Source organism: Providencia sp. PROV201, assembly GCF_028479545.1.
In the GTDB taxonomy this organism is placed as follows: Bacteria; Pseudomonadota; Gammaproteobacteria; order Enterobacterales; family Enterobacteriaceae; genus Providencia; species Providencia huaxiensis.
This window is the reverse complement of sequence record NZ_JAMPNW010000009.1, coordinates 41,497-59,329: the sequence shown is the minus strand read 5'-3', so window position 1 is coordinate 59,329 and position 17,833 is coordinate 41,497. Positions and strand designations below refer to the sequence as shown.

Here is a 17,833-nt window from a genome sequence, read left to right as displayed (position 1 = left end):
CTGTTATGCACTGTGAAAAATATGCCGCAGGGCAGTGCCATTCATGCCAATGGTTGACATTAACGCCTGAACAGCAAGTTATTGAAAAACAGAGCCAACTACAGGCTCTTTTGCCAGCTATTGATATCTCTCTATTTCAGCCTCCAGCCACAGGGCCACTGATGGCTTTTCGCAATAAAGCCAAAATGGTCGTTAGTGGTAGTGTTGAGAAGCCAATTTTAGGTATTGTTGGGCGAGATGGGCAAGGTGTAGATTTAACGGACTGCCCGTTGTATCCAGATGCCTTTTCTGATGTGTTTAGTGCCATTATTCCTTTTATTGCAAGGGCAGGGCTGACGCCTTATAACATTGAGCGCAAACGCGGTGAATTAAAATACCTATTATTAACCCAAAGTCATTACTCTGGGAAATTCATGCTGCGGTTTGTGTTGCGCTCAGAGAAAAAAATTGAGCAGTTAAAAAAGGCACTGCCATGGCTACAAGAACAGTTGCCACTGCTTGCGGTGATCACCGCCAATATTCAACCCGTGCATATGGCAATACTTGAAGGTGAGGATGAGATTTTCTTAACGGAGCAGCGCACACTTCGTGAAGAGTTTAATCAAGTCCCTTTATTTATTCGGCCACAAGGTTTTTTCCAAACGAATCCTATAGTGGCTGCAAAATTATACCAAACCGCGAGGGAATGGGTTAAAGCGTTAGATATCGATAGCTTGTGGGATCTGTTTTGTGGCGTGGGCGGCTTTGGGCTGCACTGTGCTGAAAAAGACACTCACTTAACAGGGATAGAAATCAGTGCGCCAGCGATTGCCAGCGCACAGCAATCAGCGGATGAACTTGGATTAAAGCATGTTGAGTTTAAAGCACTTGATTCAACGCGTTTTGCCACGGCGAATCAGGATATCCCTCAGCTTATTTTAGTCAATCCGCCACGTCGAGGGATTGGTAAAGAATTATGCGATTACCTTACTCATATGCAGCCTGAATATATCCTGTATTCTAGCTGTAACGCGCAAACCATGGCGCAAGATTTACAGTTGTTAACGGGGTATCACGTATGTAAGGTGCAGTTGTTTGATTTGTTCCCTCATACGTCTCATTATGAGGTATTGACCTTATTACAACGGGTAACTAATTAGTCAATTATATAAAAAAGCTTGGTATTAATACCAAGCTTTTTATTTTTTAAACCATCTAAGTTGAGATAAAGTTAGCCTCTGTGCTCAAATTCCAATGCTTTGCGTTCAATTAAACGCATTAAAATAGTTAAGATTGCATTGACCACTAGATAAATAATACCCGCAGCAACAAATGCCATGACATCCCATGTTTGACCAAAGATAAGCTGGCTGTATCCCATGACATCTAGCATGGTAATGGTACTGGCCAGTGAGGTACTTTTGAAAATTAATACCACTTCGTTGGAATAGGACGATAACGAGCGTTTGAAGGCATAAGGCAAAATAATTCGCATGGTTTGCATTTTACTCATCCCAAGGGCTTGGCAAGACTGCCATTGACCTGATGGAATGGCTTTAACTGCGCCGTGGAATAATAAAGTGGAATAAGCTGCACTATTTAAAGCTAAGGCTACCATTGCACAGACCCAGGGTGTGGAAATAACCTCCCACAGCATAGGATAATCTTGCAAAGATTTAAATTGGCTTGGGCCGTTATAAATTAAGAAAAATTGTACCAATAACGGCGTACCAGTAAACAGTGTAATGTAGACCTTCACTGCTTGAGAGATCACTGGCGTTTTTAGCGACAAAATTAGGGTGAATAATATGGCTAACAGAAAAGCCACAATGAGTGCGCTAAACGTCAGAGACAAACTGGTTGGAAGTCCCGGTAATATTTTTAATATTAAATCTATCATTTTGATTCACCTCGCTCAAAGCGGGTGGTACGTAGCTCAATACGCTTTAGGACTAGCTGGCTGACTAACGTAATTGCAAGGTAAATCAAACCGACAATGGCATACCAAGTAAACGGTTCCTGAGTACGGTTAACGATGGTTTTAGTTTGTAACATCAAATCATTGACGCTGATGAGTGAAACTAATGCGGTGTCTTTCAATAATACCAGCCATTGGTTACCTAGTCCTGGAAGGGCATGGCGCCACATCTGTGGCATGATAAACCGAAAGAAGATCGTGCGCTTTGTTAAACCTAATGCAAAACCTGCTTCCCACTGACCATAAGGGACGGCTTTCAATGCGCCCCTAAGCGTTTGAGATGCATAGGATGCATATAATAAGGCTAGCGCAATAACGCCACAAACAAATGGGGTATAGTCAAATTCGCCGCTATTAGCAAAGAAAATACTTGGGTCGATTTGGATGGTGGTTTGCCAAAAACCGAGGTTCAGTTCAAAACCATCACCGAGTAGATTGATGAATTGCAATGTACCGAAGTAGACAAATAAAACCACTAACAATTCAGGTAAACCGCGGATCAAAGTGACCCAGCAGGTCCCTAAAAAGGCAATTGGTTTAAAGCGGACAGACTCCCATGCAGTAAACAGCATGGCCAGAACCAAACCCAAAATCAGCGCAGAAACAGCAAGGCCGACGGTGATACCGGCGGCACTTGTTAAAAATAGAAAGTTGCTCATTAATTATATCGATTACTGTTGAAACCATTTTTTGTGGATAGCATCATAAGTGCCGTCTGCTTTAACTTCTGCTAAGGCTTTATTCATTTTATCCAGCAGCTCTTTATTTCCCTTACGAACGGCAATACCTAAACCAATACCGAAGTATTGTGGATCAGTGACTTTCTCGCCAACTGCACCTAAGTTTTCATTACCTTTCCCTTTTAACCACTCGTCAGCGACTGCGGTATCACCGAAAACGGCATCGATACGGCCATTTTGTAAGTCTAAAATAGCAGATTGGTAGTTATCATAAGGAACGGTTGTCATCCCTTTATGTTGTTCCATGATGTATTTTTGGTGAGTGGTTCCGTTTTGTACGCCAATTTTTTTATCTTTTAATTGGTCTATTGAGCTGATTTTTTCTTTAACGGCAATAAATTCCGCTGAGTTAGGGTAGTAAGTCTCAGTGAAATCTACTTGCTGTTGGCGCTCAGGGGTAATATCGATACCTGCCATTAATGCTTCAAAGCGACGGAATTTTAAGCTAGGAATTAAGCTGTCAAAAGATTGGTGAGTAAATGTACAGGTTGCATTCATTTTTTCACACATTGCATTGGCTAAATCAACGTCAAAGCCAACGATTTGGTTATTCTTATCGAACATTTCAAAAGGCGCGTAAGTCGCTTCTGTTGCAAAACGAATAGTTTCTTTTTCCGCAGCAGTTGCAGATAGGGTTACAGCGCCCAGCAGTGCAGCTAATATAATTTTTTTCATTGCTTAATCCTATATCTATTAGTGTGACAGATAATTTGCAAATGCTTCTGTTTGAGGTGCAGTGAAATGGCTTGCATCCCCTTGTTCTACTATATGGCCGTTTTCCATATACACGACACGGCTAGCGGTTTTTCGCGCAATTTCCACTTCGTGAGTGACGATGACTTGTGTAATCCCAGTTGCAGATAGTTCACGTATGATATCAACAACTTGAGCGGTGATTTCTGGGTCAAGTGCAGCGGTTGGTTCATCAAATAATAAAACTTTTGGTTCCATCATTAGCGCTCTTGCAATCGCAACACGCTGTTGCTGCCCACCTGATAAGTGTAATGGGTAGCGGTCAGCAAATTGCGACAACCGTAAGCGTTCTAATAGTTTAGAGGCTTTTGCTTGCGCTTCTTGTTTTGACAATTTTAATACGCGACAAGGTGCTTCAATTAAGTTGTCCATGACACTCAAATGAGGCCATAGATTATATTGTTGAAATACCATCCCCACATTTTGACGCAGCTCACGGATCGCTTTCGCATCTGGAGCGGAAGAAAAGTCAAATTGCTGACCCACAATGTTTAAGTGGCCTGAACGTGGCATTTCTAATAAATTGAGGACACGTAACAACGAGCTTTTACCTGCTCCGCTTGGCCCGAGTAATACCATAGTCTCACCAGCAGAACACTCTAGATTGATATCAAAGAGTGCCTGATGGGAACCATAGAAACAGTTGATGTTTTTTAATTGAATGCTCATGTGTACCAATAATATCTTTTTTCACTACCTGCGATATTAATCCTATGAGCATATTTATGCAATAATTTCTGCATAAAAATTTGGTTTTTACGCTAAAATTAGTCTGATTTAACGGTCAGTTGCTCTGCTTGCTGTTCTTTAGCGAGTTGTTTATCTCGTTCAAAAGCCAGTTCACTGATGCGTTTTGCCATGCCTTTAAAAATAAATAAATGGGCAGGCATCATGGCAAACCAATAGAGTAGGCCGCAAAAGCCAGCTGGATGCCACCATGCCCGAACATCGATTGAACGGCGGTTCCCGCTATCATGAATAGTAAAAGTTAAGCGGCCAAGCCCTGGGGCTTTCATACCAAATAACAAGCTAAGTTGTTTATTTGGTTCAAGATTAATCACGCGCCAGCCATCAATTTCATCACCGAGTTGGAGCTCTTCACGGTCGGGGCGGCCGTACTTCACTTTATTCAGCATCATATCATCCATGATGGCACGGGTTTTCCACAGACCATTGGCATAGAAATAGCCGTTTTTTCCACCGATTTGTTGCACCGTATACCAGAGCGATTCTGAACTGGCTGTTGTTCCAAGGGTTGCTCCCGCTTGTTTTGGGTAATAGCCATAACCGGGGCGCCAGCGTTTTCTGACTTCTGGGTCATACCCCCAATCTGCGTTATCAACGGCATCGGCTTCTTCTGCTAAAGTCGTTCTAACGGCATCATCAAAAGAGACTAAGGTTTGTGGGATCAGCTCTCGTAACGCTTTATCATCTGCCGGAAGGTCGTGCTGCAAGCCTTGGATTAGCTCCTTAGCAATTGATGGGGGGACGGAGGTGATCAAGCTGATGAAATGCACCGAGATCATACTAATCGGGATCGGGATAGGAATAAGTAAACGACGTTTACCACTGACCTTAATAAAGCGCTTAAATAGCTCTTGATAGCTAATAAACTCAGGGCCACCCGCATCGAAAATTCGGTTCTCGGTTGTTGGTATTTTCGCCAATTGCGTTAAATAATATAAAATATTCGACAGGGCGATGGGGGATGATTTAGAACGAACCCAACGTGGCGGGGTTAAAATGGCTAAGTTGTAGACCATATCGCGCATAATTTCGAATGCGGCAGAACCAGAGCCAACGATAATAGATGAACGAATTTCGGTAACTGGGATTTGGCTTTCACGTAAAATATCGCCAGTTAAACGTCGTGCAATTAGATGTGGTGAATAGGTATGCCCATGTTGTAATGCACTAAGATAAATAACATGTTTAACGCTTGAACCTTCAAGGACTTGTTGCACGTTACGAGCGGCGGTGCGTTCACGCTCGACCAAATTGGCTTGGTCGGCCATGCTATGAACGAGGAAATAAACAATATCAATGTCTTGCATGACATCTTTTAATGTTTCAGGGTCATGGAGATCCACATAAATGCATTGGGTATCTTGCCAGCCTTGGGATAACATCCAATCAACACGGCGTGCGCCTGCTGTTACGTCATATCCTTGTTCAATAAGTTTAGGGATCAGATTTTGACCAATATAACCACTAGCGCCCAACACTAAAACACGTTGTTTATCTGTCATGTTAATTTCCTGTTTCACGCAAATTAACGGCTATTGTGACTGAAATTTTACCTATGTAAAGAAGGCCATGAGAATTGGCGTAATAAGACTAAGTACGAAGCCATGAACAATGGCCGCAGGGACAATTGAAACCCCACCGCTGCGTTGTAAAACAGGCAGTGTAAAATCCATTGACGTTGAACCACAAATGCCAAGAGCGGTTGAACGGTAACGATTAATAATAATTGGAATGAGCATGATTGCAGCAAGTTCCCTTGCTAAGTCATTGAAAAAAGCGGCGCTCCCCATGACTGGGCCATAAGCATCGGTGATGACAATTCCTGTTAATGAGTACCAGCCAAAGCCTGAGGCGACTGCTAACCCCATTTTAACTGGGAGACCGAGTAATAACGCGGCTAACGCACCGCCCGCGAGCGCACTGACCCCCATGACAAATGCAATGGTTGTTCCGCGTCGATTGATTAAGATCTGTTTAATACTCATTCCACTATTGCGTAATTGAATGCCAACAAGTAGCAACAGCAGCATTAATGCAGCCTGACTGCCTTTATCGGCATAGTGTAAGAAATTAAAACCCGTTAACCCAACGACAAAACCCAACAGTAACACCCCACAAAGTTGCAGAGACTCTAAAACCATTTTGATCCTAGATGGCGGCTTTTCTTGTTTGTGTTGTGGGATTTTCCAAGGGTCCAATTTATCAAGTAATAACAAAGAGATAACATTTAATGAAAATATACAGCCAAAAAAGGTAATGGCATAAATTAAAATAGAAATTAAGTGAATACTTAAGTTTTCAAGCAGTGCGAGAGTTATTCCCATTAGAAATAAAATAACATATACCATCGAGTTAAGTGATTGGTGTACTCGATGGAGAATTTGTTTATTTCTAATAGTAATAAGGTAACCAAGTGTTAATGGTAGCAGTATAATCAAAAGTCCTGAATACATGGCCGGATCCTTAAAGGTTAACCCATAGACTAGGTAACTATAAACAAAGAGTTATGCTTATCTTTTTTATTTAGGTTATCGAAGCATAAACCTGATATAGCGCCGAGTAAGAAAAGAATTTTTTGTGATAAAATTTTTTTATTGGCGTCTCAATGAAAAATAGGTCAAAAACACTAAAAATGAAAGTTTTCCTATTTTATAACACTGCCATTGGATGCTCAATATAGTTCTCTGTTTTGTTATGAATAATTTTTATTTAGCATATATTGTGATAGTAATGAATGTGGTTAATCGGTAAGCTTTGGTTATTATTCTTTTATATTTTCACTTGGCATAATCATTCAGTACGTAATGGTAACTGATGAAATTGAAGGGGGAATATAAATACTTCAAGGAGAGAGTAATATGTACCTGGAACGTGTGGAAATATACGGATTTAGAGGGATTAACCGGCTTTCTTTAGAACTAAATAATAGTACGGTTTTAGTCGGTGAGAATTCCTGGGGGAAATCGAGTTTACTTGACGCACTTGATCTTCTTCTTTCCCCTGAACATACAAATTACCAATTCAGCCTTCATGATTTTCACCACCCAGCAGGGAATGATGAATCGCGTTACCGCTCATTACAGATCGTTCTAAAATTTGGTGAGCGTCGAAAAGGGCGTCATCAATCATATCGTTTTCATAATCTTAGCTCTGTTTGGGTCGATAACGGAGATGGGCTTAAACATATTTTCTATCGTGTTAGTGCAGAGCTTAAAGATGATGGCACAATCGCCGTCGATAAAAACTTTTTAAACGCAGGCGGCAATAAGCTTTCTTTGGATAATGTAGGTAAATATATCAAAGAAATTATTCGGTTATATCCGGTTATTCGCCTACGAGATGCTCGATTCTTACACTCGCTTAACCCGGAAACGATTGTTTCAGGGCAAAAAGAGGTACGTGACTTATTTAATGCCCGTATTAAGGAACTAACCAGTGCATTGGTCAACAACCCTGAACGCTTAAGTGATGAAGACCTTGGTGATGGAATTGATGCGATGCAACAATTGCTTAGCCATTACTTTTCAGGGCAAAGTTCCCATATTATTCGTTCAGATAATTCAATTGTTAAAATAGAGCCACGTAAGCGCGGCTGGAAAGCGCTTGATAATATTAGTCGCTTAATTGCTAAACCAAACCAACGCAATATTCGATTAATTATTCTAGGAATGTTTTCTTCGTTATTACAATCAAAAGGTAATATTCACTTAGATAAGCATGCTCGGCCATTGATTATTGTTGAAGATCCAGAAACGCGTTTACATCCGATTATGCTCTCCATCGCATGGGGCTTATTTAGTTTATTTTCTCTGCAGCGGATTACCACAACGAACTCAGGAGAGCTGCTTTCATTAGCACCTCTGGAAGACTTGTGTCGTCTGGTTCGCAATACCAATAAAGTTTCAGCTTATCGTTTGAATGAAAATGATTTAAGTGCTGAAGAGTTACGTAAAATTTCTTTCCATATTCGCTTTAATCGCCCATCAGCCTTATTTGCTCGTTGTTGGTTATTAGTTGAAGGGGAAACGGAAATTTGGTTGATGAATGAGTTCTCACGTCAGTGTAACTATTACTTTGAAAGTGAAGGAATAAAAGTTATTGCATTTGCGCAAAGTGGCTTGAAGCCTTTGCTGAAGTTTGCCAATAAGATGGGAATTGAATGGCATGTTTTAACCGATGGTGATGAGGCTGGGCGTAAATATGCGGCAACTGCGACGCATTATGCTAACAAAATTGATTCCTCAAATAGGGATAGGCTAACGATGCTGCCAGCACCAGATATGGAACATTTCCTATATCGAGAAGGGTTTAGAAGCCTTTATCATGAAATTGCTGATATTCCAGATAATGCAAAGGTTTCAACTAGGCGGGTGATTATCAAGGCAATTTCTCGTACATCGAAACCGGATTTAGCGCTAGCCACTGTTAATAGAGCTGCAGAATTAGGGCCAGATAGTATCCCGCTGCAATTGAAAATTATGTTTTCTCGTGTGGCATGGTTGGCAAGAGGTAAAGCAAACTAATAGAGATATTGATAAATTTTACTCGTTGTTGATTGAGTATTGAAGAATGGCTATCTCATGTTGAATCAATTGATAACTTAAGTGATATATAATTTGATAATTGTTTTTTAGCCGGCAATAAATTGGGGATCCACCTCCTTTAACAAGTTGTCAGCAATTTTAGAGGGCAACGCCCTCTTTTTGTTCATAGGAAGCAAGAAAACATGAAGGCAAAGCCTAAAAAAAAGTGGCCGATTTACTTGGTGATCATTATGTTAGCCCTAGTCACCGCAGGGTTTCTTTTAAATCGTGAAAAAGAAGCGGTTTTCCAAACCGTAGATGTCATACGAGGCGATTTAGATAAACAAGTACTGGCAACGGGAAAACTCGATGCTGTACGTAAAGTCGATGTTGGGGCTCAGGTGAGTGGGCAGTTACAAACACTGTATGTTAAAGAGGGCGATTATGTTAAAAAAGGCGACTTATTAGCGGTTATTGACCCCAAAAAAGCCCAAAATGATGTTATTGAGTCAGAAGCAACAACACGTGAACTCGAAGCCAATTTATCATTAGCTCAAGCGGAGCTTCGCCTTGCTCAAGTGACTTATCAACGTCATTTAAGCCTAGCGAAACAGCAAGCAGTTTCTCAACAAGAACTTGATAAAGCTAGAACAGATGTGGAAGTAAAAAAAGCGCAAGTCGCCACTTATCAAGCTCAAATTAAGCGTAACCAAGCCACCCTTGATTCGGCAAAAACAAATCTAAAATATACGCAAATTACGGCTCCAATGGATGGCATCGTCACCTTTATTAAAACATTACAGGGGCAGACGGTTATTGCGGCTCAGGAAGCACCAACGATTTTAACGCTTGCGGATTTGGACACGATGCTAGTCAAAGCCGAAGTTTCTGAAGCCGATGTGATTTATTTACAACCGGGTCAAGATGCCTCTTTTACTGTTTTAGGGGCTCCAGATAAAAAATTTGCGGGGCAATTAAAAGATATTTTACCGACACCTGAAAAAATCAATGATGCCATTTTTTATTATGCGCGTTTTGAGGTACCCAACCCGCAACATTTATTGAAATTACAAATGACGGCTCAGGTCACTATTGAATTAGAGTCACGTAAAAATGTGCTGTTACTACCGCTATCTGCATTAGGCAATGAGATCTCACCACAAACCTATGAAGTGGATATCCTTCAAGGCAATAAAGTCGAGAAAAAACAAGTTGAAATTGGTGGCCGAAACGATGTGTATGTGGAAATTATCAAGGGCCTAAATGAAGGTGACAAAGTGGTCATTGGGCACAGCGAGACGGAATACTAACTATGTCTGCGTTAATTGATCTTCAAGGGATCACTCGCCGCTATGGGGAAGGTGAAAACCAAGTTACGGTCTTAAAAAACGTTTCACTGCAAATTAATGCAGGTGAGATGGTGGCGATTATTGGCGCTTCGGGGTCAGGGAAATCTACACTCATGAATATTATTGGGTGCTTAGATAAACCAACAGAAGGGAATTATTGTATTGATGGCCAAAGCGTCGCAACGTTAGATAACGACCAATTGGCAGAACTGCGCCGTGAACATTTTGGTTTTATTTTTCAACGTTACCATTTATTAAACCATTTAAGTGCGGAACAAAATGTTGAGGTGCCTGCGGTATATGCAGGGGCCGGTAAAAACCAACGTCGCGAGCGAGCTGCTCAACTATTGCAGCGTTTAGGGCTCGGAGAGCGGGTTGATTACCGCCCAAGCCAGTTGTCTGGTGGGCAACAACAGCGCGTGAGTATTGCCCGGGCTCTAATGAATGGTGGGCAGATAATTCTAGCGGATGAGCCAACAGGAGCACTGGATAGCCATTCGGGAGAAGAGGTCATGAATATTTTAAAAGACCTTTGTGCCCAAGGACATACCGTAATTATTGTCACGCATGACCCTGAAATAGCTCAGCAAGCGGAACGTATCGTAGAAATTAAAGATGGCGAGATCTTGAATGACTCGGGTAGCAAAGCCACGACACGAACAAATTCATTACCAAAAGCTCCGGCAAGAAAACTTACATTAAACCAAATGTATGGTCGGTTTAGCGAAGCTTTGTTAATGGCTTGGCGTGCCATGGTTGTCAATAAAATGCGCACATTACTGACGATGCTTGGGATTATCATTGGTATTGCGTCGGTGGTATCAATAATGGTGATCGGTGATGCGGCGCAAGGTATGGTCCTTAATGATATTAAATCGATCGGAACCAATACCATTTCTATCTATCCAGGGAAAGATTTCGGTAGTGACGATGCGGAAAATAGGCAATCATTGAAATCTTCGGACATTGACGCGATTGCTAAGCAGCCTTATGTCCACGCTGTCTCTGGGGAATTGAATAGCTCAACTCGGTTAAGAAAAGGCAATTTAGATGCATCAGCTCAACTTTTAGGTGTTGGGCGTGAGTATTTTAATGTTTATGCCTCGAAGTTTTCAGAAGGAATGGGGTTTACTCAAGATATGGCGGACAGGCGAGCCCAAGTGGTGGTGATTGATGCCAATACCAAACGCCGGTTTTTCCCTAAACAAGAACATATTATTGGCGAAACTTTGCTCATTGGTAATATGCCTGCAACGGTTATCGGTGTGCTTGAAGAGAAAAAATCTGCTTTTGGCTCTAATAAGTCATTATCCATTTGGTTACCAGATACCACGGTAAATAGTAAAGTGCTTAATCGACCCTATTACGACAGTATTACTGTACGGGTTAAAGACGGTTATGACGCTAAAACTGCGGAGCAGCAACTGATCCGTTTACTGACATTACGCCACGGTAAACAAGATATTTTCACCTATAACCTCGATACCTTTATTAAAACGGCAGAGAAAACAACCCAAACAATGCAGTTATTTCTCACACTAGTGGCCGTTATTTCATTAGTGGTCGGAGGAATTGGTGTGATGAATATTATGTTAGTTTCCGTTACTGAAAGAACGCGAGAAATTGGTATTCGAATGGCAGTAGGTGCTAGAACTAGCGATGTGATGCAGCAATTTCTCATCGAAGCCGTGCTGGTATGTTTGATGGGAGGGCTAATGGGGATTGGACTATCGTATGGGATTAGCTTATTGGCTCAAATGGCGTTACCGGGCTGGACATTTTCTTTTGATCCTGTGGCGTTAGTCAGTGCCTTTGTTTGTTCAACGGCCATTGGTATTATTTTTGGTTTTTTACCTGCTCGAAATGCGGCTCGCTTGAACCCAATTGATGCGTTGGCGAGGGAATAAATTGTACATATAAAGTACTCCATGCACATTTATCAAAATAGTGCATGGAGTATTATTTATATATTATTTCAGTACTTTAAGTAATGCTTGCATATATCCCATCGCATAGGCCATACCTGCGTGCCATGGGGCACCACATGACATTTGTGGCGTATGGTCAGGGATTAATACACCGGTATAATTATTTTCTTTTAATATTGTTAATACCCTCAACATATCAATATCGCCTTCATCAATGAAGGTTTCATGATAGTGTGGCACTTTACCTTTGACGTTCCTAAAATGGACGTATGCCATCGCATCTTGACTTGCATATTGTTGCACGGCTTCGTAAACGTTACCCTCAGACATTTCAGCGATGGTTCCAAGACAAAACTCTAGCGCATTTGATTTGCTTGGTTTTATATCTAATAATTTTTGATATAAGTGGGGTTGATTGACGAGCCTTGGCTGGCCTCTGACAAACTCTAGTGGAGGATCATCTGGGTGAGCAGCTAGGCGAACGCCTGCTTCTTCAGCGACAGGGATAATATGGTTTAAGAACCAAGTTAACCTTTCCCAGAGTTGCTCTGTTGTTGTTTCAGGGCGGTAACCATCACTATGGTTATTGATTTTCATATTCCATGCCATATTATCTGGCATTGGCTCTAGAATGTCTTCGTTGATGCCAGATAAACCAACAGTTTGAGCTCCTCCCCGTGCTTTATTTTCGATAACTCGTCCTGCGACTCCTGCCAAACTGAAATTATATCCAAAGACAGGAATACCTGCTTTCCCTACATTTCTAATAATGTTTTTGACGACTTCAAGCTGTTCTAATTTTTTAGGGCCGTCGAACAAAATATCATCCCAATGGCAAGGGTCAAAATTTTCAATTGCATAAAATGTTAAGCCAAACTTTTGCATCTGATCACGGATTTTTACTAACTCATCTACAGTCCAGACGTCTCCAATAGCTGTTCCCCAGCCATCATTATCACCGATTGGCTGGTCACTGCGTGAAAATCGTTCATTACTGTTAAAGTAGTCGACCATATGAACAACGATATGAGTTGCTCCACATTGTTTTGCAAAAGCATAATGTTCATCATTAAGCATATGTCGATATAAACCAAATCCTAGTTTCATAATTATTAACCTTTTAATTTGAAAGTTTCTTAGTTAGTGAGATTTAGTGGTTTTACATATAATGCGACACTGATTGCGCCAACAATACCTATTCCTCCTGCCACAAAAAATGCGATGCTATACATTCCAGACCATTCAATGATATAACCTGTAATTATTGGACCTAAAATACCGGCGATATTTGCCATTGCGTGCACAAATCCACCAACTGCACCAATATTATTTTTTGCAACGGTATCTTGTAGGATTGCCCAATAGGTTGTAGCAGATAAATATAAGAAGAATATTCCGAATGCCATGAGTGCTACAGCACTTTCAACACTAGTTACATTACCGACAAGAAAGACAAGGATTGCAGATATTCCTAGACAACTAACCAATACAATTTTTCTAGAGAATAATGGTCTATTTGTTTTCTTTAAAACAAAGTCACAAAGTATCCCACCTAAAGCCATTCCAATAGCACCTAATAGCCAAGGTATGATACTCACTATACTCATATCTTTTATACTGAGATTTTGAACGTTAGATAAGTAACTTGGAAACCATGATAGAAAGAAAAACAAAATGTAATTTAGACTAAAGAATGCAAGCGTTGTTGCTAATATAGTCGGGCTCTTTATATAAAAAGATAATGGTTTCGAAATCGTACTTGTATTTTTTGATTCTACATTATTATCGTCAGATAAAATATATTCTAATTCCTCTTTAGATATTTTCTTATGTTGTTCTGGCTTGTCTTTAGCAATTTTTAACCATCCAAGTAGCCATATAAAACCTATTGCAGCCAGTATAAAGAATGCAACTCGCCAACCAGTTGTAATTATTAATATTCCCATTATAGGGCCTGCAATAGCGCCGCCTATCGGGTTACCTGCAGTTGCTACACCTATAGCAGTGGCAACTTCTTTTTTAGGGAACCAGTTATTAACCATTTTATTGAGTGTTGCTGCAAAGGGGCCTTCAGCTGCACCAAATAAAGTACGGATAATAAGCATAGAAATAAAACCAATTGTTACCCCGATCATGCCGCAAAAGATAGACCAAAGAGCCATACTTACGGCAAAAACTTTTTTAGGACCATATTTATCTGATGCATATCCACCAATGAAATTAAATAAAGCATACCCAATAGAAAAACTACTGAAAAGTATGCCCATTTCACTTGGTGTTAAGTTTAAATCTTTAGAAAATACAGGGGCTGCGATAGCAAATGCAGAGCGATCCATATAGTTTATCATCCCTCCAAGAGAAATGAATAAAACTAAATTCCATCTTATTTTTTTAAACATAAATCACCTTTGATATAATGATATGTTTATTATTTAATTTAATAAGACATATCTATTTTTATGTTTATCACATGACACCAAATTTATTATATGCTTCTACAGCACCCATTCCATTTGCTATTTCTTTTTGTACTTTATTCTCCATTTTTTGTTTTTCAAATGCATTCTCAATAACGTAAGACTCTACACTTTTAGGAATAATTAATACGCCTTCTTCATCAGCAACAATTAAATCACCTGGTTCAATTAAAATATTATTAATTTTGATTGGAACTCGATAGTCTAATACTTTCCCTCTTATTTTTTGATCCTGTGCATAGCTACCTAATGAAAATACAGGGAAATCAAGTTCTAGTATTTCTCTTTTATCTCTCGAATAGCCGTAAATAATAGCGCCCGCAGCGTTAAGTTTTTTAGCTCTTGTCGTCATTAATCCACCCCACAGGGCGTAGTTATGCGAGGAACCTGAAGCGATATAAACTTCACCTTCTTTTAAATTATCTAATGCTTCAAACATAATTCCGAAATCTTTATTTCCTAATGGTCCATTAGATGTAACATCAGGTGGCAACATATAGTCCGCTTCTAGTACAGGCATTGCTCGACCTACAATCTTCATATCCTCAGTCAACGGTTTGAGGATAGGAGGCAAAAACTGATGGTGTAATCCAATTTCATCTAGGATATCGCCTAAAAGAGCTACGGGTAATTCTTTCTTAATCTTATTAAACAAATCATTATCTTTATTCATCTTATATTCCTATATTCACGATCCTAATCTTCCTGTTGGGCTGTCAACCTGTCATACAGGCTAACAGTCTAGCCTTAATATTAAAAGAGGGTTAATATAGGAATTGTGATATGACTCTAGTTTTATTATTGCTTCAATCACAGGAAGATTATTTTTTTGATTTTAAATCAAATGGATATTGCTACTTTTGGGGGTTAGATTGCATCCTTTAATTGAAAAACAAACACTTTCAGAACAAGTTAGAAGCTATGTTCTATCTTTAATTTCTCAATCAAATCTAAATCCAGGTGATGAAATACCGAGTGAAAAAGAGATTATTGAACGTTTAGGGGTTAGCAGGGGCGTGGTTCGCGAGGCTTTTCAGAGTCTTTCTATATTAGGTATTTTAGATATCAGTAGCGGTAAAAAACCGAAAATACAAAGGCTTAACTCAAATCCATTAGAAACTATTTTTAATCATGCTATTGTGACTCAACAAGTTAATTACCAGCAAATTTTAGGCCTTCGACGTGCGATTGAAGTTGATTCTGCAGTATTGGCAGCTATGCATGGAAATAAAAATGATTATATCAAGTTAAGACAAATTGCAGATAAAATGCAGAAATCCCTTCTAATTTCTAATGACTGGGATTTATTCATCGAGAGCGATATTGATTTTCACTTAACATTAGCTGAAATGTCGCAAAATCCTCTGTATGCATTGATGTTAAAAGCATTAAGAGGCGCATTAGGAGGCTCTATTTCAGCCGGTTTATTGAACCAAAACAATCAAGATGAACATAAAAAAATTATTGATATTCATTTTGATATTTTAGAATCAATTGAAAAGCAAGATTTTGTGGAGACTGGGTTAAAAATGGATACTCACTTTAAATTAACCATGGACAGTTTTTAGAACAGCCACCCATAATAATTTTTCTCAGTGAGATGTTTGAGTGGCGAAGGATAAACTAAATTCCTTCGCTCTATTTTTTGTGTTAATCAGTTTTGCGAACAACGATAAATGTATATGCATGTATCGTAATAAATTTAGGTTAAATTCAGTCCCATTTTTTGGAACTGAGTTCCTCAATTAAATTCTGCTAATTAAATGCGTTATTTTTAACTCCTTAATTTTCTAATAATATTTTTTTTAATCTATATATTCCCTCGTTTCTTAAAATATTTCATAATAAAAAACTGTCTGAAAAGATAAATTCTGCTTGCGAATTGGTATCGATCATAGATATGATTTGCCCTGTAGAATAAATGAAACCCGGTTCCATATAATGGAACTTATAATAAAGCCAGTAAAAAACTAAGCAAAGACAACCACACAGCAGGTGCGATATGGCGAATAAAGCAGGTGAAGATTATTCTTTGGCTCGAGTACCCCAAAGTGCTCGTAGGCCGTTCTATGAAGTGTTAATTCTACGAATTGGTGCGCTAGCTTGTGTTTCTCAAGTGATGTTAGGTGCGGCTCTTGGTTATGGGTTAACTTTTTGGCAGGCGTTTTGGGCAACAATGCTTGGCTCTGTAATTTTACAGGTTGTCAGCTGGGGGCTTGGAGCAGCTGCATGCCGTGAAGGAATGTCGATTAGCCTACTGTCTCGGTGGGCGGGTTTTGGTAAGTTAGGCTCAGCTCTTATTGGTGGCGCGATTGCCATCTCCTTAATGGGCTGGTTTGGCGTCCAAAATGGTTTCTTTGCGGATGGTATGTATAAAGCGACTAATGTGCTAACACCAGGGACTTGGTCACTTATTACAGGTATTGCGGTGACGGTTATAACAGTATATGGGTATCGATTTTTATCTATTACTGCCAATATCTCAACGCCGCTATTTTTATTTGCGTTAGGCTGGGCGACATATAATTTATTATCAGGTCAAGATATTGGTACGCTTATCAATGACACTGAACCCGCCGGGCCATTAATGACTATGCCTGCGGCCATCACAATGGTTGCTGGTGGTTTTATTATTGCAGCAGTAACAACACCTGATATCAGCCGCTTTATGAAAGGGCCTAAAGATGTGTTTTGGATGACGCTCATCGGCACATTTTTCGGTGAGCTACTGGTCAATATGATAGCGGTACTGATGGCGCTGTCATTACGTACAAGCCAAGTATTTGATTTAATGATGGCGCTGACAGGCCTATTAGGTGCATCGATTGTTATCTTCTCAACAATAAAAATGAATGATATCAATCTGTATTCATCATCGTTAGGTTTTTCAACACTGTTAAATGCCATATTTAATAAGCATTTTGACCGCCGTTATTTAACGTGGGTGATTGGTATTTTTGGGACTATCGCTTCAATGTTAGGGATCTTAGATAACTTTATTGGTTTCTTAATTTACTTAGGAATAGCCATTCCGCCTGTCGCAGGGATCATGGTTGTTGACTATTATTTGTTGAAGCGTGACCGCAAAGAGCTAGATATCACTCGAGAACAAGGCATATTACCACCCAGCTGTGAAGCATATAACCCAGTAACACTTGTGGTATGGGTGATCGCAGTACTGGTTGGGTGGGGGACATCAGAATTAGGTCCGCTGCACGCTGACTATGGCATTCCTGCGCTTAACTCTTTAATTACTGGTGCTGTTGCTTATTGGATCGGAATGCGCTGGCAGGCGAAAGCGAAAGGTGTTGAAACGGTACACTTTCGCAAAGTGTCTCATTTAGATTAAGGATTAAACC

Annotated in this window: 15 protein-coding genes; 6 read left to right on the top strand and 9 right to left on the bottom strand. The window is 40.0% G+C overall.

What is annotated here, in order from left to right; translation table 11 throughout:
* Positions 1-5 precede the first annotated feature (5 nt).
* Positions 6-1,139 carry a 23S rRNA (uracil(747)-C(5))-methyltransferase RlmC gene (gene rlmC, locus PR809_RS09435; RefSeq protein ID WP_206276143.1) on the top strand — a complete coding sequence of 378 codons (1,134 nt, stop codon included), beginning with the start codon at positions 6-8 and terminating at the stop codon, positions 1,137-1,139.
* 71 nt (positions 1,140-1,210) lie between these two features.
* On the opposite strand, the gene artM is transcribed toward rlmC, so the two are convergent.
* The 6 genes from artM to PR809_RS09405 form a co-directional block, all read right to left on the bottom strand.
* A complete protein-coding gene (gene artM / locus PR809_RS09430; RefSeq protein ID WP_102138433.1) occupies positions 1,211-1,879 on the bottom strand; it encodes an arginine ABC transporter permease ArtM in 669 nt (222 codons plus the stop codon).
* On the bottom strand, positions 1,876-2,616 hold the full coding sequence (gene artQ / locus PR809_RS09425) for an arginine ABC transporter permease ArtQ (RefSeq protein ID WP_102138434.1): 741 nt from the start codon (positions 2,614-2,616) through the stop codon (positions 1,876-1,878). The genes artM and artQ overlap by 4 nt, the downstream gene beginning before the upstream one ends.
* A gap of 12 nt (positions 2,617-2,628) precedes the next feature.
* Complete coding sequence (artJ, locus tag PR809_RS09420; protein WP_102138435.1) at positions 2,629-3,372, bottom strand: arginine ABC transporter substrate-binding protein; 744 nt, start codon at positions 3,370-3,372, stop codon at positions 2,629-2,631.
* An 18-nt stretch (positions 3,373-3,390) separates the two neighbouring features.
* Complete coding sequence (gene artP, locus PR809_RS09415) at positions 3,391-4,119, bottom strand: arginine ABC transporter ATP-binding protein ArtP (protein ID WP_004256404.1); 729 nt, start codon at positions 4,117-4,119, stop codon at positions 3,391-3,393.
* 98 nt (positions 4,120-4,217) lie between these two features.
* Positions 4,218-5,699, bottom strand: coding sequence for a DUF2867 domain-containing protein (locus PR809_RS09410; protein WP_102138437.1), 1,482 nt, complete (start codon positions 5,697-5,699; stop codon positions 4,218-4,220).
* Between the two features lie 51 nt (positions 5,700-5,750).
* Positions 5,751-6,650, bottom strand: coding sequence for a lysine exporter LysO family protein (locus PR809_RS09405; protein ID WP_166266492.1), 900 nt, complete (start codon positions 6,648-6,650; stop codon positions 5,751-5,753).
* A gap of 405 nt (positions 6,651-7,055) precedes the next feature.
* Here PR809_RS09405 and PR809_RS09400 point away from each other — a divergent pair, with 405 nt between their 5' ends.
* The 3 genes from PR809_RS09400 to macB all read left to right on the top strand — a co-directional run bounded on the left by PR809_RS09400 (position 7,056) and on the right by macB (position 11,976).
* Positions 7,056-8,720: an ATP-dependent nuclease gene (locus tag PR809_RS09400; RefSeq protein WP_166266494.1), complete on the top strand. Its 1,665-nt coding sequence runs from the start codon at positions 7,056-7,058 to the stop codon at positions 8,718-8,720.
* Between the two features lie 203 nt (positions 8,721-8,923).
* Entirely contained in the window at positions 8,924-10,030 is a 1,107-nt protein-coding gene (gene macA, locus PR809_RS09395) for a macrolide transporter subunit MacA (protein WP_166266496.1), read from the top strand.
* 2 nt (positions 10,031-10,032) lie between these two features.
* Positions 10,033-11,976 (top strand): macrolide ABC transporter ATP-binding protein/permease MacB, encoded by a 1,944-nt coding sequence (macB, locus tag PR809_RS09390; RefSeq protein WP_166266498.1) that lies wholly within the window; start codon positions 10,033-10,035, stop codon positions 11,974-11,976.
* A gap of 63 nt (positions 11,977-12,039) precedes the next feature.
* On the opposite strand, the gene PR809_RS09385 is transcribed toward macB, so the two are convergent.
* From PR809_RS09385 to PR809_RS09375, 3 genes are all read right to left on the bottom strand, one after another.
* On the bottom strand, positions 12,040-13,104 hold the full coding sequence (locus tag PR809_RS09385) for a mannonate dehydratase (protein ID WP_272524514.1): 1,065 nt from the start codon (positions 13,102-13,104) through the stop codon (positions 12,040-12,042).
* A 29-nt stretch (positions 13,105-13,133) separates the two neighbouring features.
* Positions 13,134-14,396, bottom strand: coding sequence for an MFS transporter (locus tag PR809_RS09380; protein WP_166266502.1), 1,263 nt, complete (start codon positions 14,394-14,396; stop codon positions 13,134-13,136).
* A 67-nt stretch (positions 14,397-14,463) separates the two neighbouring features.
* Positions 14,464-15,147 (bottom strand): RraA family protein, encoded by a 684-nt coding sequence (locus tag PR809_RS09375; RefSeq protein ID WP_166266504.1) that lies wholly within the window; start codon positions 15,145-15,147, stop codon positions 14,464-14,466.
* Positions 15,148-15,346: 199 nt separating this feature from the next.
* Between PR809_RS09375 and PR809_RS09370 the strand changes: the two genes are divergently transcribed.
* Positions 15,347-16,042 (top strand): FadR/GntR family transcriptional regulator, encoded by a 696-nt coding sequence (locus PR809_RS09370; protein WP_166266506.1) that lies wholly within the window; start codon positions 15,347-15,349, stop codon positions 16,040-16,042.
* 434 nt (positions 16,043-16,476) lie between these two features.
* On the top strand, positions 16,477-17,823 hold the full coding sequence (locus tag PR809_RS09365; RefSeq protein ID WP_102138442.1) for a purine-cytosine permease family protein: 1,347 nt from the start codon (positions 16,477-16,479) through the stop codon (positions 17,821-17,823).
* The last annotated feature ends 10 nt before the right edge of the window (positions 17,824-17,833 follow it).